Annotated in this window: 18 protein-coding genes; 16 read left to right on the top strand and 2 right to left on the bottom strand. The window is 37.2% G+C overall.

Features of this window, described 5'->3' with window-relative positions; all coding sequences use genetic code 11:
- The first annotated feature begins 363 nt into the window (after positions 1 to 363).
- The 15 genes from ACPF63_RS10090 (at position 364) to ACPF63_RS10020 (ending at position 18,822) form a co-directional block, all read left to right on the top strand.
- Complete coding sequence (locus ACPF63_RS10090; protein WP_426482904.1) at positions 364 to 1,005, top strand: cysteine hydrolase family protein; 642 nt, start codon at positions 364 to 366, stop codon at positions 1,003 to 1,005.
- 66 nt (positions 1,006 to 1,071) lie between these two features.
- The gene (locus tag ACPF63_RS10085; protein ID WP_426482903.1) at positions 1,072 to 1,647 is read left to right on the top strand and encodes a Crp/Fnr family transcriptional regulator; all 576 of its coding nucleotides are present in this window, start codon (positions 1,072 to 1,074) and stop codon (positions 1,645 to 1,647) included.
- Positions 1,648 to 1,943: 296 nt separating this feature from the next.
- Entirely contained in the window at positions 1,944 to 5,219 is a 3,276-nt protein-coding gene (ccsA, locus tag ACPF63_RS10080; protein WP_426482902.1) for a cytochrome c biogenesis protein CcsA, read from the top strand.
- Between the two features lie 470 nt (positions 5,220 to 5,689).
- Complete coding sequence (locus tag ACPF63_RS10075) at positions 5,690 to 6,556, top strand: SPFH domain-containing protein (protein WP_077417745.1); 867 nt, start codon at positions 5,690 to 5,692, stop codon at positions 6,554 to 6,556.
- 84 nt (positions 6,557 to 6,640) lie between these two features.
- Positions 6,641 to 6,829: a hypothetical protein gene (locus ACPF63_RS10070; protein WP_047384775.1), complete on the top strand. Its 189-nt coding sequence runs from the start codon at positions 6,641 to 6,643 to the stop codon at positions 6,827 to 6,829.
- A 477-nt stretch (positions 6,830 to 7,306) separates the two neighbouring features.
- Positions 7,307 to 8,857 carry an L-piperidine-6-carboxylate dehydrogenase gene (gene amaB, locus ACPF63_RS10065; protein ID WP_426482901.1) on the top strand — a complete coding sequence of 517 codons (1,551 nt, stop codon included), beginning with the start codon at positions 7,307 to 7,309 and terminating at the stop codon, positions 8,855 to 8,857.
- A 113-nt stretch (positions 8,858 to 8,970) separates the two neighbouring features.
- Positions 8,971 to 10,296: an L-lysine 6-transaminase gene (gene lat / locus ACPF63_RS10060; RefSeq protein ID WP_426482900.1), complete on the top strand. Its 1,326-nt coding sequence runs from the start codon at positions 8,971 to 8,973 to the stop codon at positions 10,294 to 10,296.
- Positions 10,297 to 10,356: 60 nt separating this feature from the next.
- Complete coding sequence (locus ACPF63_RS10055) at positions 10,357 to 10,587, top strand: DUF2007 domain-containing protein (RefSeq protein WP_047422808.1); 231 nt, start codon at positions 10,357 to 10,359, stop codon at positions 10,585 to 10,587.
- Positions 10,588 to 10,752: 165 nt separating this feature from the next.
- Positions 10,753 to 11,265: a GNAT family N-acetyltransferase gene (locus tag ACPF63_RS10050; RefSeq protein WP_426483213.1), complete on the top strand. Its 513-nt coding sequence runs from the start codon at positions 10,753 to 10,755 to the stop codon at positions 11,263 to 11,265.
- A gap of 115 nt (positions 11,266 to 11,380) precedes the next feature.
- Positions 11,381 to 11,836, top strand: a complete 456-nt coding sequence (locus tag ACPF63_RS10045; protein ID WP_426482899.1) for a transcriptional regulator — start codon at positions 11,381 to 11,383, stop codon at positions 11,834 to 11,836.
- Between the two features lies 1 nt (position 11,837).
- Entirely contained in the window at positions 11,838 to 13,025 is a 1,188-nt protein-coding gene (locus ACPF63_RS10040; protein WP_426482898.1) for an efflux RND transporter periplasmic adaptor subunit, read from the top strand.
- A complete protein-coding gene (locus ACPF63_RS10035; RefSeq protein WP_426482897.1) occupies positions 13,025 to 16,171 on the top strand; it encodes an efflux RND transporter permease subunit in 3,147 nt (1,048 codons plus the stop codon). The genes ACPF63_RS10040 and ACPF63_RS10035 overlap by 1 nt, the downstream gene beginning before the upstream one ends.
- A 78-nt stretch (positions 16,172 to 16,249) precedes the next feature.
- Complete coding sequence (locus ACPF63_RS10030) at positions 16,250 to 17,665, top strand: efflux transporter outer membrane subunit (RefSeq protein WP_052198577.1); 1,416 nt, start codon at positions 16,250 to 16,252, stop codon at positions 17,663 to 17,665.
- 183 nt (positions 17,666 to 17,848) lie between these two features.
- Complete coding sequence (locus ACPF63_RS10025; protein ID WP_426482896.1) at positions 17,849 to 18,337, top strand: GNAT family N-acetyltransferase; 489 nt, start codon at positions 17,849 to 17,851, stop codon at positions 18,335 to 18,337.
- A gap of 2 nt (positions 18,338 to 18,339) precedes the next feature.
- Entirely contained in the window at positions 18,340 to 18,822 is a 483-nt protein-coding gene (locus tag ACPF63_RS10020; protein WP_426482895.1) for a MarR family winged helix-turn-helix transcriptional regulator, read from the top strand.
- Position 18,823: 1 nt separating this feature from the next.
- Here the strand turns inward: ACPF63_RS10020 and ACPF63_RS10015 are convergent, their stop codons facing one another.
- The gene (locus ACPF63_RS10015) at positions 18,824 to 19,453 is read right to left on the bottom strand and encodes a hypothetical protein (RefSeq protein ID WP_426482894.1); all 630 of its coding nucleotides are present in this window, start codon (positions 19,451 to 19,453) and stop codon (positions 18,824 to 18,826) included.
- Positions 19,454 to 19,624: 171 nt separating this feature from the next.
- On the opposite strand from ACPF63_RS10015, the gene ACPF63_RS10010 reads away from it, so the two are divergent.
- Positions 19,625 to 20,206 (top strand): YdeI/OmpD-associated family protein, encoded by a 582-nt coding sequence (locus ACPF63_RS10010; protein WP_426482893.1) that lies wholly within the window; start codon positions 19,625 to 19,627, stop codon positions 20,204 to 20,206.
- A 109-nt stretch (positions 20,207 to 20,315) separates the two neighbouring features.
- On the opposite strand, the gene ACPF63_RS10005 is transcribed toward ACPF63_RS10010, so the two are convergent.
- Positions 20,316 to 22,925 (bottom strand): TonB-dependent receptor, encoded by a 2,610-nt coding sequence (locus ACPF63_RS10005; protein ID WP_426482892.1) that lies wholly within the window; start codon positions 22,923 to 22,925, stop codon positions 20,316 to 20,318.
- Positions 22,926 to 22,958 lie beyond the last annotated feature (33 nt).

The raw sequence follows: 22,958 nt of genomic DNA, 5'->3' as shown, positions 1-22,958 counted from the left end.
TCGCAAATTTAATGTTTTTTCAACACTAAAAGAATCTTTTTTCTCCAAAAAATATTTTGGAAATCCCGCTTTTTACAACGATTATTTAAATTTGATTAAAAAATATTGTTCGCAATTATAAAATAAAAATAGGGCTATTTTTTTTGTTTATGCAAATCTGATGCTGTTAAATAATATTAACTAATCCATATTTACATTTCTTTAAAAAAGATAATAAAATTTCTGATCTAAATATAGAGAAATGAAAAAAATAATAATATTAAAAATTATGATTGATATTATTTAAGATCAGGGGTGTTTTTTGAACTAGTTCAAAGGTCAGGATTTAAAACAACTATAATTTTGTCTCAGAAAATTTCAAACATGGAAAACAGATTCAAAACTATTCTGACTTTAGGTCTGATATTTATTTCACTGATTACAATGAACGCACAAAAACAAAAAATGGAAAACACCGCATTATTAATTATCGACGTACAAAATGATTATTTTCCCGGAGGAAAAATGACATTGGAAAAGGCTGAGCAGGCCGGAGAAAATATAAAGAGGATTTTAGAATATTTCAGAAAAAATAATCTGACTATCGTTCATATCAAGCATATCTCAACGAATGAAGGAGCCACTTTTTTTCTTCCGGATACGGATGGAGCCAAGATCAATCAGTTGGTTTTACCTAAAGAGGATGAAAAAATAATCACCAAGCATTTTCCCAACAGCTTTAGGGAAACGGATCTCATGGACTATCTTCAGTCAAAGAAAATCAAAAATCTGGTAATTACAGGAATGATGACGGATGTTTGTGTAGAAGCAACTACCAGAGCCGCTTTCGACTACGGTTTTCATAATACAATTATCGGAGACGCTACAGCCACCAGAAACAGGGAGCTTAATGGGGAAGTGGTGAAAGCTGCGGAGGTTCAAAGGTCTTTTTTGGCGGGAATATCTGCTCTTGGAAATCTTTATGCCCAAGTAGCGAGTGCCAATGATTTTTTAAACGGAAAATAACTTAACATAACATAGTTTTGTAAAGGTATCAATAATTTGATACCTTTATTTTGCTTAAATAAAACAATGTCCGATTTACTTCTTAAAAATATCAGTCAATATATACTCCTTTCGCAGGAGGATTTTAAACAGTTTGTAAAGCCATTTGAATACAAAAAGTTTAAAAAGAAAGAGGTTGTTCTCAAAGAAGGAGATTATTGTCTTTTTGAAGGATTTGTTCTGAATGGCTGTTTTAAAATCTATTATCTGAATGAAAACGGATTTGAACAGACTTTATATTTTGCGGTAGAAGGATGGTGGATCACAGATATCGACAGTCTGATCAATAATGTTCCGAGTATTCTGAATATTGAAGCCCTTGAAGACAGCGATGTATTGATGATTTCCAAAAAAGACAAAGAGCTTTTGTATGAGACCATGCCTCAGATAGAAAAACTTTTCAGGATCATGAACCAAAAGTCTTCAGTAGCATTGCAGATAAGAATACTTTCTTTAACGGGTAAAACGGCAGATAAACGCTATCTTGAATTTCTTGGAAAATATCCGGGACTGGAACAGAAACTTACCCAGCAACAGGTTGCTTCTTATTTGGGAATTACCCATGAGTTTTTAAGTAAAATCAGAAAGAAAATATTATTGTAGAAAATGGTTTATTGCTCTTTTTCTTTTCTCGGGGTAATATAATTGAAGTTTATTTATTGAAAATCAGGTGTTTATTTGCTACTGTTGTGCTTTTAAATAGAAGAATTCAATCACTGATATAGGTATTATGAATCTGGATTGAAGTGATTTTTAAAATTGAATTTTTCCTAATCTTTTCAGGCTTATTAAGAATCTTTCAAAATAAGCAAAACAGAGGCCAAAGTGACAAAAAACAGCTTTTTTTAAGCTCTTTATGGTTTATCATGCTTATTTTTGCATGTCAAGTACAATAAATCATGAAGAAGCTCCAAGATATTCTTATCTCAACCAGAACAATGGCTGTATTGTTGCTGGTGTACGCATTTGCGATGGCATATGCAACGTTCTTAGAAAACGACTACGGAACTCCTACAGCAAAAGCATTAATTTATGAGGCCAAGTGGTTCGAACTGATCATGGTCCTGCTCATTCTTAATTTCATAGGAAATATCGGAAGATATAGATTATGGAGAAGGGAGAAATGGCCGGTTCTTATTTTTCACCTTGCCTTTATTTTTATTTTTATCGGTGGTGCTATCACAAGATACATCAGTTTTGAAGGAACCATGCACATCAGAGAAGGTGAAACATCCAACGAAATTGTAACGGATAAAAATTTCTTTAAAATTCAGATTGAAGAAAAAGGTGATGTTCTTAATTATCAGGACGTTCCTTATCTGATGTCACCTTTGAACAAAGATTTCAAAGCAACTTATGACTTCCACGGAAAAGAAGTGAAAGTGTTTGCCAAGGAATACATTCAGAGAAAAAAAGACAGCCTTGTAGCTGAGCCAAACGGTGCAGAATATCTTCATTTGGTATCTACCGGAAACACTGGAAGACAGAATATTTATATCAAACCGGGCGAAACAAAATCGATCAACGGAACTTTGGTGACGTTCAACAGAGCTATTGAAGGAGCGGTTGAATTCAAAAATGAAGGAGGAAAATTATTCATTAAAACTCCTGTAGATGCAAGCTATATGACCATGGCTACTCAGGCAACCGGAAGTACAGTGAAGGATGAATTCCAGCCTTTGGCATTAAGAAGTTTATATACCATCAACGAACTGAAACTTGTAGTGCCTGAAGGTCTTAAAAAAGGAAGACTGATGGCGATTGAAGGAGACAGAAAGAAAGATGTTAATGTTCCGGATATGCTTCAGATTGAGCTTCAGGGTCCAAAAACAAAGCAGTTGGTAGACCTTTCTGTGGAAAAAGGAAATCCTAATGCATACAAACAGGTTACTATGGACGGATTAAACATCATGGTTGGATTCGGACCTAAAGTATATAATACTCCTTTTGCCTTGAAATTAGATGACTTCGTGATGGAAACCTATCCTGGAAGTTCATCTCCAAGTGCTTATGAAAGCCATGTGAAAATCATTGACGAAGGCAAAGAAACTCCTTATAAAATCTATATGAACCATGTTCTTAACCATAAAGGTTACCGTTTCTTCCAGTCAAGTTTTGATCCGGACAGAATGGGAACAGTTCTTTCTGTAAACCACGACTACTGGGGAACTTTGATTTCTTATATCGGATATGGACTTTTATTCTTTGGAATGTTTGTGATCTTCTTCTGGAAAGGAACTCACTTCTGGAAATTAAATAAAATGCTGATTGATGCAAACAAAAAGAAAACAAAAGCAGCAGCAATACTTTTAGTGTTCCTGAGCTTAGGTTTAAACGCACAGAAAATTGAAACTCACGGAACTACGGACGGAAGCAGAGAACACATTCATGTGGAAGGTGACAATCATACCCACGCTCCGGCTCCATCTGCCCAGCCGCTTGATGGCGCTGCTCCAAAGCAGAACTCTCTGGCTACACCAATGGGGAAAATGAGATCTATTTCTCCGGATGAGATCATTGCAAGAAACAAAATCAGTGAAGAGCATGCCGAAAAATTCGGATACCTTTTGGTGCAAAGTTTTGAAGGAAGAATTGTTCCTATCAATACTGAAGCATTGGATGTTTTAAGAAAACTATACAAGAAAGATAAATTCAAAGGAACAGACGGAAAGTATCTTACTGCCAACCAATGGTTCCTTTCAATCAATACAGATACTCCAAGCTGGACTATGGTTCCTATGATCAAGGTAGGAACGAAAGGAGGTGATGAACTGAAAAATAAAACAAAGGCAGATGAAGAAGGGTATACTTCATTGATGAACCTTTTCCCGGCAGATGCCAATGGTAATTTAACCTATATTTTAGAGCATGATTACAATACTGCATTCCGTAAAAAACCAGCTGAACAAACGAACTATGATAAAGAGGTAATTGCTGTAAACGAAAGAGTACAGATCTTCAATGAGTTCTTTAGCGGTCAGTTTATGAGAATTGTTCCTGTGAAAAATGATGCCAACCACACATGGCATTCATGGTTAGATCAAAAATTCGAGCCGGATATGGAATCTCAGCAGGTGATGGGGCCTTATTTTGCTGAAGCGCTTACCGCACAGAAAACCGGAGACTGGAGCAAAGCAGATGCAGAACTGGCAAAACTTTCAGAATACCAGCAGAAATGGGGTAAGGCAGTAGTTCCTGCAAAATCTAAAGTTGATCTTGAGGTTTTTATGAATAAAGCAGATATTAACTTTAAATTATTGATTTTCTATACTCTTATTGGAGGACTTCTTTTAATCTTAGGATTTGTTGAGCTGTTTAAATCCAATAAAGTTTTAAATAAAATCATTAAAGTAATCATCGCGGTTGGTTTAGTAGGATACCTTTGCCATTTCTTAGGGCTTGTTGCAAGATGGTATATCTCAGGACACGCACCATGGAGTAACGGATATGAAGCCATTATCTTCATCTCTTGGGTAGGTATTACAGCAGGTTTATTTTTATATAGAAATTCCAATGCATTAATTCCTGCGGCCGGATTCATGGTGGCAGTTATTATGATGGGATTTGCACACGGAGGTTCTGCTCTTGATCCTCAGATCACACCGCTGGTTCCGGTACTGAAGTCTTATTGGTTAATTGTTCACGTAGCCATTATTACATCCAGTTACGGGTTCTTTGCCTTGTCGATGATTATTGCTGTAATCTCATTGGTATTCTATATTATATCTAATAAAGAAACTTATAAAATTCACCACGATACTACATTAAAGGAATTGGTAATCGTTTCTGAAATGTCATTAACTATCGGATTGTTTGCTCTGACGGTAGGAAACTTCTTAGGAGGAATCTGGGCAAACGAATCATGGGGAAGATACTGGAGCTGGGACCCGAAAGAAACTTGGGCCTTCATTTCCATCATGGTATATGCTTTTGTATTACACATGAGATTGGTACCAGGATTGAGAAGCAGATGGGCATTCCACATCGCAACAATGTTTGCATTCTGCTCAATGGTAATGACTTATTTTGGGGTAAACTATTACTTAAGCGGACTTCACTCCTATGCAGCAGGAGATCCTGTGCCAGTACCGGCTTGGGTATACATCGGAATAGGAACAATGATTCTTTTATCAGCTGTTTCTTATTTCAAGTTTAAAGCCTTAACGAAGAAATAAAAGATTGAACATATCAATTAAAATCCCGGAATTTATCTTCCGGGATTTTTTTTGCTAATGATTTATACTATTGGAAGTTTTTAATCACAAAAGGTTTGCAATGATTTTTACGATGATAAATATTGTTCGCAAAGGCATTTCATTCAGCAAGAGAAGAAGGTGTTTTATTTAAAATGTAAAGAACTTATGTTCTTCTAAACGCTAAGGTTCGCAATGATTCTGGTGATGAGTTGTCGTTCGCAAAGGCGTTTCACTCGGCAAGAAACTATTGATCTTAGCTAAACGGAGTGGCTTTGCGAACAAAAATATAATGCATCCTAATAAAGTAACCTCGCGAACTTTGCGTTAGTTAAAAATACCAGAATTCTATATCCCGCACCTCATTCAAAAAAATCAAAATTTATCATTTGTAATTCAAAATTGATTACTATCTTTATGATATCAAAATAATATCAAATTAAAATTCAATTATGGAAAAAACATTAAAACCTATGTCAGGTTATATTACATTGGTCATCTGCCTTGCCTTGTTTGTGGCAGCAGTTTACTTTTTTGTTAGTGGTGTGGATCAAAGTATAGCCTATGTGGTTATTGCCATGCTTTGCTTTCTTCTTTCGTGCTTTTTCTTAAAAGGCTTAATGATCATTCAGCCCAACCATTCAAGAGTGCTGAACTTTTTTGGAAAATATGTAGGAAGTGTAAAAGAGAACGGATTATTCTTCATCAATCCTTTGTATTCATCGCAGAAGATATCTTTACGTTCTGAGAATTTACAGGGACAGACTTTGAAGGTAAACGATAAAATGGGAAATCCTATTGAAATTGCGGTGGTCATCGTATGGAAAGTAGGAGATACTTATAAAGCAGCTTTTGATGTAGAACGTTATTCTGATTTTGTAAAAATGCAGAGTGAAGCAGCGGTACGTCATTTGGCCATGAGCTTTCCTTATGATAATTTAGAAGATGATCATGCTCCTATTACTCTGAGAGAAGGTGGGGATAAAATCAATTCTATCTTGGAGCAGGAACTTACAGACCGTCTTTCAAAAGCAGGAATTGTGATTCAGGAGGCAAGGATTTCGCATTTGGCTTATGCTTCGGAAATTGCAGGCGCTATGCTTCAGAGACAGCAGGCAACAGCTATTGTAGCGGCAAGAACCAAGATTGTGGAAGGAGCTGTAGGAATGGTGGACCTTGCGTTGAAAAAGCTTTCAGAAGACAATATCGTTGAGCTTGATGATGAAAGAAAAGCGGCAATGGTGAGCAATTTAATGGTAGTTCTTTGCGGAGAAAAAGCAGCCACACCGATATTAAATGCGGGAACACTTTATAATTAAGAAGTGAAAAATTAACAAGTAGATTGTACTGCAGATATTTTCTGCACTACAATAGTCAGAAATAATGTTAGAGAATTTTAGAAAATGAAATCAGAAAAAGCTCAGAACTCTTCAGAAAACAAAAGCAAAAAATCTTTTGTAATAAGGATAGATGAGTCTACTTATAAACTCCTTGAAAAGTGGGCCAATGATGACTTCAGAAGTGTGAACGGACAGATAGAATACCTTTTGCATCAGGGTCTGGTCAACGCAGGGAGGAAGAAGAAAGAGTAGTTTAAAAAAGATGAAGTGAGGGGTTATAAACGCTCTTTTCAGGGAATATAGCAGTCAGGAGATCGTACTTCTTCTCTTTTTTAAATTACAGAAAATATAAAAAAGGATTCTTTTTTTTAGCTTTTCAATAAATAAATAACAATTCAATTAACCTTATACCAAAAAGAAAGCAGAGAAAATTTCTCTGCTTTTTTATTTTATACAACTTTGAAGACTATCTGCTCCAACGTAGAATATGACGAGCCAAATCAAGCCTTTAATGGTAAAGAAAGCAAGTCCTGCCCATCCCACACGCTTGAACCACTTCTTAAGCTTCGAGTTATTTTCTTGTGAATTTTCCATTGGTGATTATCAAAATGATTACCCTGCAAAGATAAGCATGTTTATAATTAGTCCAAATAAAAAACACATTAAAAATTAAAGTTTTGAGGTTCACATAATATTTTTATCTTTAGAGAGAACGAAAAGTAAGATTTTATGTCAAAAAAAGTAAAGGATTTCGGAATCGAAAAAACGCTGAAAAATTTAGGTATTAAAGAAGAGAACAAAGGTACCTCAACAGGCGGGAAATATTTCGCTTCAGGAAAGGTGATAGAAAGCATTTCTCCTGTGGACGGAAAGTTGATCGCTAAAGTAAAAACTTCCGGAGAAAGTGATTATGACAAAGTAATTGAAACTGCTCAAAAGGCATTTCAGGAATTCAGACTGATCCCGGCTCCCAAAAGAGGAGAGATCGTAAGACAGCTGGGCTTAAAATTAAGAGAATATAAAGATGATCTTGGTAAACTTGTTTCTTACGAAATGGGTAAATCATTACAGGAAGGGCTTGGAGAAGTTCAGGAGATGATTGACATCTGCGACTTTGCTGTAGGACTTTCAAGACAGCTTCAGGGGTACACTATGCACTCTGAAAGACCTGGTCACAGAATGTATGAGCAATACCATCCGCTGGGAGTTGTAGGAATCATTACTGCATTCAACTTCCCGGTAGCTGTTTGGTCTTGGAATACAGCATTGGCTTGGATCTGTGGTAACGTTACCATCTGGAAGCCATCTGAAAAAACACCACTTTGTGCTATCGCATGCCAGAATATCATGATGGAGGTTATAAAGGAAAATAATCTTCCTGAAGGACTTTCAAGTGTATTGGTATCAGACCACGAAATCGGACAGAAATTAGTAGATGATAAAAGAGTTGCCCTTGTTTCTTTCACAGGATCTACAAGAGTAGGAAGAATGGTTTCTTCTAAAGTGGCAGAAAGATTCGGGAAATCTATCCTTGAATTAGGCGGAAATAACGCAATTATCATCACAAAAGAAGCTGATATTGATATGTCGATCATTGGAGCTGTTTTCGGAGCGGTAGGAACTGCAGGTCAGAGATGTACTTCAACAAGAAGACTGATTATCCATGAAAGTGTTTACAATGAAGTGAAAACAAGATTAACAAAAGCTTACGGGCAGCTGAAAATCGGAAATCCATTGGATGAGAACAACCATGTAGGTCCTCTGATTGATACTGATGCTGTAAACCAATACGAAGAAGCTATCAAGAAATGTAAAAAAGAAGGTGGGAAATTCGTTGTTGAAGGCGGAGTTTTAAACGGAAAAGAGTACGAATCCGGATGCTACGTGAAGCCATGTGTTGCAGAAGTGAAAAACTCTTATGAGATCGTTCAGCATGAAACATTTGCACCGATCTTATATCTGATTAAATATAAAACACTGGAAGAAGCTATCGCTATTCAGAATGATGTTCCACAAGGATTATCTTCAGCGATTATGACCCAAAACTTAAGAGAAGCAGAATTATTCCTTTCTCATGCAGGTTCAGACTGTGGTATTGCCAACGTAAATATCGGAACTTCGGGTGCTGAAATTGGTGGAGCTTTCGGTGGTGAAAAAGAAACCGGAGGAGGAAGAGAGTCTGGATCTGATGCTTGGAAGTACTATATGAGAAGACAAACCAATACTATCAATTATACTGCTCAACTTCCTTTGGCACAAGGTATTAAATTCGATTTATAAAAGCTTTACTTAAAGCATTCAAAAAACAAAAAAAATAATAACCTGAATGATCAAATGCTTCATTCTTTGAGTCATTTGATCATTCACTTATTAAATCACACTACAAATTTATTATGGAACAGACATTAGATATAAAAGCAAATAAAGTAAAAGAAACTGTAGGAAAACATGTGTTGGCAGACGGTTTCGATTTTGTGATGGATATTGAAAGATCACACGGATCATGGCTTTATGATAAACTTACAGACAGAGAATATCTGGATATGTTTTCTATGTTCGCATCAGCATCCATCGGATACAATCACCCTTATCTTTTAGAAAGATCAGAATGGTTGGGAAGAATGGCTGTGAACAAACCTACTTTGGCTGACGTGTACTCTGAAGAATATGCTCATTTCCTTGAAGTATTTGAAAGAGTGGTTATTCCTGAAGAATTACAATATGCTTTCTTTATTGAAGGCGGAACTATGGGGGTTGAAAATGCAATGAAAGCATGTTTCGACTGGAAAACCCGTAAAAACTTTGCAAAAGGATTAGAAACAGAAGCTGGAATCTGTATCCACTTCAAACAGGCTTTCCATGGAAGGAGCGGTTATACCTTGAGCTTAACCAATACTTCTGACCCAAGAAAGTACCAATATTTCCCAATGTTCAACTGGCCGAGAATTTTAAATCCAAAATTAAAGTTCCCGATTACAGAAGAAAACCTTGAAGAAACAATCAAAAATGAAAACCTTGCTTTACTTCAGATTGAAGAGGCTATTCTGATGCACCCTGATAAAGTGGCATGTATCATCATAGAACCTATTCAGGCAGAAGGAGGTGACAATCATTTCAGAGACGAATTCCTGTTGGGATTAAGAAGAATCTGTGATGACAACGAAATCTTACTTATTTTTGATGAAGTTCAGACAGGTATTGCCATTACAGGGAAAATGTGGGCATTCCAGCACTTTACAGCAAAACCGGACATCATTTCTTTCGGTAAAAAAGCACAGGTTTGTGGTGTTTTGGCCAATAAAGAAAAGTTTGATCAGGTTCCGAACAATGTTTTCAGAGAAAGCTCAAGAATCAATTCTACATTTGGAGGAAACTTCATTGATATGCTTCGTTTCCAGCTGGTAATGGAAGTGATCGAAAAAGAAAACCTTGTGGAGAATGCAAGAGTAGTTGGCGATTTCTTATTGGAAAGCCTGAAAGCCCTTGCTGAAAAATATCCTGAAAAAATTTCAAATGCAAGAGGAAGAGGCCTGATGTGTGCTGTTGATCTGCCATCCGCAGAACAGAGAAATCATCTGATGAATGAGCTTTTCAATGATGGATTAATCATTCTTCCATGTGGAGATCAGTCTCTTCGTTTCAGACCTCATTTGAATGTGACAAAGGAAGAAATTCAACTTGCTCTAGATAAAATTGAAAGCAATATTAATAAAATTTAAACCCCGGGATTTGTAATTTAAAAAAAACATCGTATATTTAGATACTCAAACAATTAGAATATGGAAAGAAGTACGAGAGTATCAGTTTATGAAAGTGATAATCCTTCAGAAATTCAGTTGGTTAAGTCTAAATTGGATGATGCGCAAATTACAAATACTGTTGAAAATAACTATCTTACATTTACCACAACTCCAACAGCAACTTCGCTGAAGGTAATGGTAGATCTGGAAGAAGAAAAAAAAGCATTTGAAATTATTGATGCTTACCTTCAACAAAGTGAAAATCAATAAACAATTTCATAATTTTAAATTTTACTACTTCGAACCGAAAATTAATTAAGATTAATTTTCGGTTTTTTAATTAACTACAAACCATTAAAAAATTATTCTTGCAATTATTAGTTATTCTAATTTTTTAATCATTCAATCTTTTAATTTTTAAATCAAATGTTACACATGAACCCGGAGATCAAACTAAGACAATCGCAAATTGAAGACAGAGACAGGATTTGGGAAATTATCCAGCAATCTATTGAAAGAAGAAGACAAGACGGAAGTACCCAATGGCAGAACGGATATCCTAATTTGGGGACTGTAGAAAGTGATATTGCTAAAGGTTTCGGACATGTTTTGACCGTAGACGGAGAAATTGCAGTATATGGAGCTTTGATTCTGAATGATGAGCCAGCATACAGCACCATTGAAGGAGCATGGCTGAGTGATGGGGAATTCGTAGTCGTTCATAGAGTGGCTGTAGATGAAAAATTTGCAGGACAGGGAATGGTGAAGAAATTTTTTGATCATATTGAAGAATTCACCAAATCCCATGACATTCAAAGTATTAAAGTAGATACCAACCATGATAATATTGCCATGTTGAAAATCCTTGAAGGCAGAGGATATTCCTATTGTGGAGAGGTTCTTTTAAGAGACGGCATGAGAAAAGCTTTTGAGAAGATTATAATTTAAGTAAAAAGTTAAATCATCTTTCATTGAATTTTTAAACCGGCCTGTATTTATAAACTCTATCGGGTTTGTTCGTTTGGTTCTGAACTAATTTTTACTTTTGTTCAAATTTTTATATATGCACCAGAGTATAGAAATTGATGAGAAAATTTTTCAGGATGCCGTAAGATTTTATGGCACCGTGTTCAGCTTACCCCCTTTAGCATCGAAAATCTATTCCTACCTTCTTTTTGACTATGAGAAAGTAGGAATTACTTTTGACGAATTTGTTGAAGTGCTCTCTGCGAGCAAAAGCTCCGTTTCTACCAGTATTTCATTATTGTTAAATGCTCAGCTTATTGTTGATCATAACAAAATGGATGAGCGGAAGCGGTATTTTTTCATCAATGATGAATACAAAAAAATACGATTCGAGAAAATTGTCCAGAAAATGCGGGACGAATTGAAACTATTAGATGATTTAAACAATTTTAAAAAAAGTAAAGACGATGGATACAATGAAAGAATAGAAGTTTACAAAGCACTCTTAAACAAAAATATAGAAAATATTCAGGAATCTCTTAATAAACTATAAAATGAATAATAAGCTAGTTATACTTTCCATTGCAGCGTTTTCACTGACTGCCTGCAAAAAAGAAGCTCCGAAACAGGATGGTGCCAAGCCATATCCTGTTATTTCCGTGGAGTCAAAAAATATAGTGGGTTATCAGATGTTTCCGGCTACCATCCAGGGTAGGGTAAACAATGATGTACGTGCAAAAATACAGGGATATATTACCCAGGTATTGGTAGATGAAGGACAATATGTTACAAAGGGACAGCCTTTGTTCCGTTTGGAAACCAATATACTGAACGAAAATGCGGCTGCTTCAAAAGCAGGGATCGGTGCTGCTGAATCCAGTATTGCAGCTGCTCAGGCTTCTGTAAATGCTGCTCAGGTTGAAGTAAACAAACTAAAACCTCTGGTTCAGAAAAACATCATCAGTAATGTACAGCTACAGACTGCTCAAGCTCAGCTGGCTCAGGCCCAGGCTCAGTTACAGCAGGCCAATGCATCCAAAAGACAGGCACAAGCCAATTATAAAGGAGTAGAAGCCAATATCGAATATTCTATCATTCGTGCTCCTATTTCAGGGGTGATCGGAAGACTGCCGTTAAAAGTAGGAAGTTTGGTAGGACCGTCTGATCAGACAGCTCTGACAACGATTTCTGATACTTCTGAGATCTTTGCTTACTTTGCAATGAATGAAAAAGAATATTTTGATTTTCTTGAAAAATCTCCGGGAGCTTCTATGCCTGAAAAAATCAAAAACTTACCAATGGTTGAGCTTCAGCTGGCTAATGGAAGTCTTTATCCTGAAAAAGGAAAAATTGAAGCCATCACCGGCCAGATTGATCCTACAACAGGGACTATTCAGTTCAGAGTTGCTTTCTCGAATGCTCAGAAATTATTAAGTAATGGTAACAGCGGAACCATCAGATTTCCTCAGCAATATGATAATGTTCTTGTAGTTCCTGAAAGTGCGACCTATGAACAGCAAGGTATTGTTTACGTATATAAAGTAGAAAAAGGAGATACTGCCAGAAACGTTGTTGTAAATGTGATTGACAGAATTGACAATTTAGCGCTTATCAAATCTGGAGTTAATAAAGGTGAAAAAGTTATTGCAGCTGGTATCGGAGGTTTGAAACCGGGAACAGCAGTGAAACCGAAGCCAGTTAAAATGGATAGTCTTGTTCAATCAATAAAACCGAAATTCTAATGATAAAAAACTTTATTAACAGACCGGTTTTATCTACCGTAATCTCAATCTTGATTGTGATTCTCGGTGTGTTGGGACTGATCTCGTTACCGGTTACGCAGTATCCGGATATTGCACCGCCTACGGTAAGTGTTTCCGCAAACTATACGGGAGCCAATGCTGAGACGGTGATGAAAAGTGTAGTAGTGCCTTTGGAAGAACAGATCAACGGGGTGGAAGGTATGGATTATATCACTTCCAGTGCCGGAAACGACGGTTCTGCTCAGATCCAGGTTTTCTTCAAACAAGGAATAGATCCGGATATTGCAGCGGTAAACGTACAGAACCGTGTGGCCAGAGCAACACCTCTTTTGCCGTCTGAAGTAACCCGTTCAGGGGTTGTAACCCAGAAGCAGCAAACCAGTGCCCTGATGTATATGTCTTTCTATTCTGAAAATAAAGATCTTGATGACGTATACCTTCAGAACTTTTTGAATATTAATATTATTCCAAACCTGAAAAGGGTAAATGGTGTAGGGGATGCCAACGTTTTCGGTGGTAAAAATTACTCCATGAGAATCTGGCTGGATCCTGCAAAAATGGCTGCTTACAGCGTAACTCCTACCGATGTTACCAATGCCATCAATGAGCAGAGTAGAGAAGCCGCAGCAGGTTCTATTGGTCAGAACAGCGGTAGTTCTTTTGAATATATCATCAAATACGTAGGTAAATTCAACGATAAAGAACAATACGATAATATTATCATCAAATCTCTTGCAAACGGACAAAACCTGATGCTGAAAGACGTTGCTAAGGTAGAACTGGCAGGTCAGTCTTACACAGGAATCGGGGAGAACGGAAACAATCCTTCCATCAGTATGGGGATCTTCCAGACTCCGGGATCCAACGCACAGGAGATTATTAAAAATATCAAAGAATATCTGAAATCAGCTGAGGGAACTTTTCCAAAAGGTGTAAAGTATACTTTCAACTTTGATACCAACGAATTCCTGGAAGCTTCTATTGAAAAGGTAGTACACACCCTGATCGAAGCCTTCATTCTGGTATTTATTGTAGTATATATTTTCCTACAGGACTTCAGATCTACGCTGATTCCGGCCATCGCGGTTCCGGTATCTATTGTAGGGGCGTTCTTCTTCCTGAATCTGTTCGGATATTCATTAAACTTGCTAACCCTTTTTGCATTGGTACTGGCCATCGGAATTGTGGTGGATGACGCCATCGTCGTCGTCGAGGCCGTGCATGCCAAGATGGAGCATGGTATTTCAGATGCTAAAAAAGCAACGGTAGAAGCAATGGATGAGATTACAGGGGCTATTATCTCTATTACTTTGGTAATGGCAGCAGTATTTATCCCGGTAACGTTCATTACAGGACCTACAGGGGTATTTTACCAGCAGTTTGGTATTACGCTGATTATAGCAATTATCATTTCTGCTATTAATGCATTAACGCTGAGTCCGGTTTTATGTTCATTATTCCTAAAACCTCATGCAGAGCATCATAAAGAGTATAAAAACTTAAATCTGTTACAGAAGTTTTTCTATAAGTTTAATATCGCTTTTAAAACAACTACTGAACGTTACGGAAGAGGATTTGTATTCCTGTTAAGACATAAATGGGTAACCCTGATTATTTTTGCTGTTACCGGAGGTATCTTATTCTGGGCAAGCAGCAGTATGAAAAAAGGATTTGTACCTACAGAAGACAGAGGGATTATCTTTACCGATGTTCAGCTTCCTCCGGGAGCTTCTATGGAAAGAACTTACAACGCATTGAAAACACTTCAGGCTAAAGCATTGAAAGTTCCGGGAGTGCAGAATGTAACGATTTCTACGGGAAGAGGTTTCTTATCCGGAAACGGAAGTAACAACGGTCTTGCCTTTGTTAAGCTAAAACCATTTGAAGAAAGAAAAAAAGACGGACAGACTTCTGAAGATATCACCAAAAAATTATTTGGAATTGTAGGAGCTGTTCCTGATGCTAAAGTTGTATTCTTCCAACCGCCAAGTGTACCTGGATTTGGTAACAGTGCAGGTTTTGAAATGGTATTGCTGGATAAATCAGGGGGAGAATATGCTGATCTGGATAATAAAACCAATGAATTTATCGGTAAGCTGATGGAGAGACCGGAAATTCAGTTTGCGCAGACTTCATTCAATACTAAATATCCTCAGTATCAGATGGAGATTAATGTTCCTCTGAGCAAACAGCTTGGGGTTTCTGTAAATGACATCCTGTCTACCATGCAGGGATATATTGGTGGTATTTATACTGCCGACTTTACCAAGTATGGAAAACAGTTCAGAGTGATGGTTCAGGCTCTTCCTGAAAACAGAAAAAATATCGAAAACCTGAACCAGCTTTATGTCAGAACAGGATCAGGCATCATGTCTCCGATTTCACAGTTTGTAACATTGACAAAAGCATACGGACCACAATCTGTTAGCCGTTATAACCTGTTTACTTCAGTGAAGGTGACAGGAGCAAACTCAGACGGATACAGTTCCGGGGATGCAATTGCAGCGGTACAGCAGGTAGCTAATGAAACTCTGAATCAAAACTATGCAGTAGAATTTACAGGGTTGACCAGAGAAGAATTAAATTCAGGATCTCAGACGCTTTTGATTTTCGGGCTAAGTTTGATCTTCGTTTACTTCATTCTTTCTGCACAGTATGAGAGTTATATTCTTCCGCTGATCGTTATTATTTCTCTTCCTCTTGGGGTAATGGGAGCCTATTTCGGACAGAAGATTATGGGATTGGAAAATAATATTTACTTCCAGATTGCCCTGATCATGCTCGTGGGATTATTGGCGAAAAATGCGATCCTTATTGTTGAATTTGCTGTTCAGAGAAGACATCATGGTGAAACCATTGTAATGTCAGCCATCAATGCAGCGAAAGCCAGAGTAAGACCTATTCTAATGACATCATTCGCCTTTATCTTCGGTTTATTACCGTTAGTGCTGGCAAGTGGAATTGGTGCAGTAGGTAACAGATCTATTGCTACGGGTGCGGCAATCGGGCTATTGATAGGAACTATTTTGGGATTATTTGTAATTCCGGTTCTGTATGTGATCTTTGAAACACTGCAGGAAAAAATTAAACCTATCAAAAAAGAAGAGATCAATTTAGCAGAATAAAATTAAAAATTTGAGGTAGTGGAAGTTAGTCATTCATCCAGCTTCCAACCTCTTATTTCTAACTTCTAATTTTACATAATGAAGAGTTTATTAAACATCATAAAAGGAATCACTTTTTCAGTTTTCATACTCGGGGCCATTTCATCTTGTATGGCAAGAAAAGAATATGAAAGACCGAAGAACGTTGTGGACGAAAAGCTTTTCCGTACGGATATGCTTCCTTCTGACAGTACCAGTATCGCAGATATTTCATGGAAAGAGATATTTACAGATCCAATATTGCAGGGGCATATTTCTAAAGCACTGGCAAACAACCTTGATATCAGAATCGCTTTAGAGAGCATTAATTCTGCAGAAGCATATCTTAAACAAAGCAAAGCTGCCTATCAGCCGACACTTTCTATTGGGCCCAACTATACCTTTCAGACCCAGTCTATCAACACCCAGTTTGGGCAGATCATTGGAGAAAGACGTTATGTAAACCAGTTTGACATTACGGCGAGTATTGGATGGGAAGCAGATATCTGGGGGAAATTAAGAGCACAGGAAAAAGCACAGTTAGCTACCTATTTAGGAACTGTTGCTGCTCATAAGGCGGTAAAAAGCAGTCTGGTATCTTCCATCGCTTCTGCTTACTATCAATTGTTAACTTTTGATGCACAGAAGAGGATTATTACAGAAACCATTGCGGTAAGAGAGAAAAACCTGGAAGCTACAAAGGCTTTAAAAATTTCAGGAACAGTTACAGAAGTTGCGGTACAGCAGAGTGAGGCTCTTGTGTTCAACGCAAAATCATTACTGATTGATATTGATACACAGATCCAGCTTCTTGAAAATACCATGAGTCTTTTAATGGGAGAACCTTCTCATTCTATTGAAAGATCTACATTAGAAGGACAGAACCTTCCGATTGATTTAAAATTGGGATACCCAACTCAGCTGTTGGCTAACCGTCCGGATGTAATGAGAGCAGAATACAGCTTAATGAATGCTTTTGAACTGACAAATTCTGCCAAAGCTCAGTTTTACCCAACTTTAAAATTGACAGGAAGCGGAGGACTTCAGTCTGTGGATATTGATCACTTATTCAGTGTAAATTCATTATTTGCGAATGTAGTAGCAGGCCTGGCTCAGCCGATTTTAAATAAAAGACAGATCAAGACCAACTATGATGTAAGTCTTGCCAATCAGGAAACGGCTTATTTAAACTTCAGAAAAACAGTTCTTACTGCCGGAAAAGAAGTTTCGGATGCCATCAGAGTCTTCTCTGTACAGGATTCATTTATTGAATTAAAACAAAAAGAACTGGATGCCTACAAAAAATCGGTTGACTATTCTCAGGAATTGGTGAACTACGGTATGGCCAACTATCTTGAAGTATTGAATGCAAGCGTAAATTCATTGAATGCAGAGTTGAACATCTCAAATGCAAGATACAGTAAAATGAAAGCTGCTGTAGAGCTTTATCAGGCTTTAGGCGGAGGCTGGAAGTAAGCGTATTTTGTAATCTAATATCATAAAAACGTATGTCAGTAATGGCATACGTTTTTTCATATAGATAGATGTTTAAAGGTTATTGCATGTAATTATTGATCATGCTAAAACTATTTAATAGGTAAAATCAATTTGTATATATGTATTCAACTACGTAGTTTTGTACTTTAAAATGCAGACACTATGAAACTGGAAATACACCCCATAGGAAATTCTTATTCGGAGCAGGCCATTGATTTGATTTTGACCATTCAACAGAAAGAGTTTAATATTCCGATTACAATAAAAGATCAGCCTGATCTTTTACAGATTGAAAGTTTTTATACGGAAGCAGGAGGTAACTTTTGGGGAGCTTTCGTGGATGGTGAACTGGTAGGTTCCATTGCACTGGTTAAGTTTGATGAAAGGGCAGGAGCGATCAGAAAAATGTTTGTTAAAAAAGAATTCAGAGGCAAAGAACTGAATATTGCCCAGGAACTATTGGAAGTTTTAATTTCTTTCTGCCGCGAAAACGAAATTGATGATTTATATTTGGGAACCATAACGGTACTGAAAGCAGCACAGCGTTTCTACGAAAGGAATCAGTTCGTAAAGATTGAAAAAGGAAATCTTCCTGTAAAATTCCCTTTGATGAGCGCTGATGATATTTTTTACCATTTAAATATTGACTGAATATGAATGTGATCAACGAAGCAGGGATTCTTGCTATATCAACGAGACTTCATCGTCTCAGTGAACAATTGAGAAAAGATGGAGCGCTTATCTATAAAGCATTCGGAATCGATTTTGAGCTTAAATGGTTTCCAGTGATCTTTACCATTTATAAAAAAGAGATCGCAAGCGTTGTCGAAATTGCCAATGAGATCGGGTACACCCATCCATCTACCATAACCCTGCTCAAAGAACTGGAAAAACTGGAGTTGATACAATGGGAAAAAGATAAGCAGGATGAACGAAAAAGACTGTTTAAACTGACTTCAAAAGGGAACGATCTTATTGAAAAAATGAAACCTGTTTGGGAACTGATGGCTCAGATTTTAGGGGATATTGCAGACAATAAAAACAATCTGCTGACTGCTATTGATGAAGCAGAAGAGAAAATTGCCAATCAGTCTTTTTATCAGAGAGCATTGCAGGTGAAGAACTCGAAAAAATAATTTATTCTGTTATGATGTCAAGTGGATCTCTTACTGGCATGATACTTTTTAAATATTCTTTATCTTCTGCAGTTAACTCAGCTATACCCAGTGCAATATCTTCCCATGCTTTTTCGTCCTGACGTGTAAGGGCAAATTCAATGGATTGAATTTTAGGTTTTTTATTAAGACCCAATATTCTTAAATCTATTCTTTGTCCTTCTTTTATTTTGCCTTCTTCAATTTGTCCTATTAAAAAAAAAATTCTTCCTGTAACTTGAAATGTATTACTGAGCTTAAACTGAGCAGCAGTTAAATGATGCCAGTTATATCCACAATATCTGCATTGTTTTGCACGTGGAGTACGGGCGAGTTTGTGGCATTTAGGACAATTGTTGAAAAAAACTTTTTCAGGAGTTTCTGCCATTATCCGGGTTACAACATTTTGTTCAAAAACTTCATATCCATGTTCTAATAGTTGTATGACTTCAGGATCAGAATTTATCCAGCCCCGCTTTATCATTGCATTTCTTATATGCTCACTTTCAGAACTCTTCAAAGTATACATATGATGATTCAGTGCTAATGCTTCGTCCCTGGTCATTAATTTCCCAAAATATCTGATAATATAATTTATAGTTTCTGTGTCCATATCCAAGTAAAAAAAAGTAAAACCTTTTAATGATTTAGTTTGTCTAATTTATCATTTATTTCTTTAAAATAGCCTTATATTATGGAATGTGATAATTAAGAAATAGAAATTTAATACTGACAAACTATTGTCATTAAAGTATGTTAATTTTACATCAATAAAAGAAAAGCTATGGGAGAAATTGCAGACAAACACACCTTCTGTGTCAATACACAGGAAGAATGGAGGCAATGGCTGGAAGAGAATCACCATATAGAGCAGTCTGTATGGCTTATCTGTAATACCAGAAAATCAAATTTACCCATTGTTCATTGGACGGATCTGGTAGATGAAGCCCTTTGTTTTGGCTGGATTGACAGTACGAGAAAAACCATAGACAAAGGTTCGTTTATGCAGTTATTCAGCAGACGGAAGCCGAAGAGTACCTGGTCCAAAATTAATAAAGATAAGGTTCAGAAGCTGATAGAAAATAATCTGATGACCAAAGCAGGATTTGAAACGATCAGAATTGCAAAAGAGAATGGCTCGTGGAATATTTTGGATTCGGTAGAAGACCTTACCATTCCTGATGACCTGAGTGAAGCATTTAAACTGCATGAAGGCTCCGAAATCTATTTTCTAAGCTTGAGTAAATCTATAAAAAAAATGCTGCTTCAATGGATTGTACTTGCCAAAAGACCTGAAACCAGAAAAAATCGTATTGATGAAATAGCCAGACAGGCTGCCCAGAATAAAAAACCTAAAAATTTTTAAGCTGTAAAAAGATAGAACATTATTTTTGACACTTATGTTTAAAAATAAGAAAAGGCTGTCCAAAAATGAGACAGCCTATTCAATTGATTCATTATTAAAATATGTTATCTTAGAATCTCAAAGTCGCTGCAACAGACCATGTTCTTCCAAAACCAAGGAATCCTGTGTTACCATCAGCAATACCCTGATAAACTCTTCCGGTTTCCTGGTAAGTTTTTCCGGCATTTGGGCCGCTGGCAATTTTGTCCCCTGCGAAAATATTGGAGCTTAATTCAGAAATATAATATTTGTTGAATAAGTTGTACACATTCGCTCTCAATGTTAAAGATTTTTTCGCATCCAGTGTGAATTTGTAAGAAGCACCTACGTCAAATAAATTATAACTTGGCAGTTTTACAATTCCTTTTTCTCTTGCTGTTTCAGTAAGGAAGTTGATTGGGTTAAACTGTGCATATAGCTTGTCATAATATTCCCAGTTGGCATCAATACTGAAAGCTTTGGTAATGTTATAATCAACTCCAAGGCTTGCTGTAGTTTGTGCAGCATCTCCCACCTTTAGATCTTTGATATTGATAACTCCTGTAGCTCCTGCCACCTCCTGATTGTTTTGAACATCAAGAATATTGAAATTTGCATTTCCTTTGTACTTCCAGTTCCCCAATGATAACATCCCTCTCAGTCTAAGGTTAGCAAATGGTCTTGCCTTCGCTTCCAGTTCAACACCCTGGTGTATCTGTCCAACGTTCAGTGCGTTGTAGAAATAAGCATTTCCAAGCTGTAATTGTGAGAAGTTGGCTACGTCTGCAGCTCCTGCATTAAAGGTTCTTGAAATAAATCTGTCATCCCACTGCGTTCTGTAGGCATTGATATTTACATCTACATAACGGGATTTGAAACCATATCCTAACTCCACAGAGAAGATTCTTTCATTCTTTGCATCATTATAGATATTTTGGTTTGAAGGGAACAGAGCATTGAACAATGGCTGTCTTGAAATAACTCCTGTATTGAAAAATACATTATGATGCTCATCTATATTATAGTTGGCACCTCCTTTTACAATATAACCCGTTTTGTGGTACCATTTTGTTTCCTGGTTTCCTGGAGTATACAGCATATAGTCTCTTCTTTTGTAGTACTGTTCAGAAACTGATCCCTGAACGGATGCACTTAGTTTTTCAGAGCTGTATTCAACCATTCCATATAAACCTGCCCATTTTACCAGACCTTCGTTGTGTATAGATACCTTTTGAGCATCCTTAAGTTTAGTAAGAGGTTCCGGTTTTACGGTACTGTTGATATAATAACCTTTTGGAGCGTTTGCCGTACTGGAAACAAATAATGCATCAGATCCCAACATGTCAGTCACAATATCATAAAGTGCTCCTTTGTAAGTTTTAAGATCAATACCTCCGTTAAAGGTCCAGTTATTTTTTTTGTAATTAAGATCTGCGATTACTCCATACCAGTCATGAGCATTGATACTCTGTTTTCTTACGATACCATTGGTTCCGTTCAGTGTAGCCACATATTGTCCGTTATAATCAGTAGGAGAGCCTGCAGGTGCAGTAAAGGTTGATTTCTGGAAAGTGTTTCCGTTATAATCTGTTACCATACCCCCTCTGTTATAGCGGTAAATCATATCCCAGTTGATAGTACCGTCACCGCCTGCACCGTAATTCATAAAATTCATGGTCTGTCCGCTGCCGTTTTTGATAGAACCGTTCAATCCGGTACCACCGCCGCCACGTCCCCATGAACCATAAAGAACGGTAGATAGTTTCAGGTTATCATTCATCGTCCAGTCCCAGTTCAATGATGCAATAGGCTTATGATAGAAGTTAGGAGCCAGATTGAACTGAGAACCATTCAACATTCCTGTTTGAGGGTTGTATCTTCTTCCATACGTATCAAATTGCTGTAGAGTAGCCACATTCGCTCCGGTTGCTGAAGACCTTCTCGTATCATGTACCTGTGGTGCTCCGGTTGCAATTAAATTGAACGCATGCTTTTCATTGGGCTTAAATCCTGTTGAGAAAAACCATGAATAACCTTCTCCTTTCGTTCCGTTGATGTAGCCGTCACCTTGCCAGCGGGAAAGCAATACAGTAGTTCCCCATTTGTTTTTTAAGCCGGAAGAGTACATCGCAGATATTCTGGAGTAGTTATCGTTACCCACTTCTCCTTTGATCATTGCTTTCTGCTCAGAATCTGTAGCTTTGGTCACAATATTGATCGTTCCTCCTACAGAAGGAACTACAAATTTAGAAGCTCCCAAACCTCTCTGAATCTGGATGTTGCTCGCAATGTCTGCCAACCCGGTCCAGTTAGACCAGTATACAGTTCCTCCCTGCATGTCATTCACCGGCTGTCCGTTGATGATCACTGCAATGTTAGCCCCATCGAAACCTCTCATGTTGATTCTGCTGTCTCCAAAACCTCCGCCCACTTTGGTAACGTACACGGATGGGGTAGACTTCATAATCTCAGGAAATTCTCTGTTTCCTAACTTCTCCTGAATTTCCGCTGCCTTGATGGTGGAAACTGCAACAGGAGTTTTTCTTTCTTTGGCTGTTTGGGAAAGGTTTCTACCTACCAACATCACCTCATCAATAGATTTTGATTTCTCTAAAGAATCCTTCGTACTCTGCCCGTAATAAAGGGCGGCCGTAGGTAATACAAGCGCTATAATTAGTCGCTTTTTAAAAATAATGCTCATGAAATAAACTAGCGTTTTTGAATTTAAGGCTGC

Origin of the sequence: Chryseobacterium sp. R2ACT005 (genome assembly GCF_049949215.1) — a bacterium.
Classification (GTDB): domain Bacteria; phylum Bacteroidota; class Bacteroidia; order Flavobacteriales; family Weeksellaceae; genus Chryseobacterium.
The sequence above is the reverse complement of the archived record's forward strand: the minus strand, read 5'-3'. Positions and strand labels throughout refer to the sequence as shown.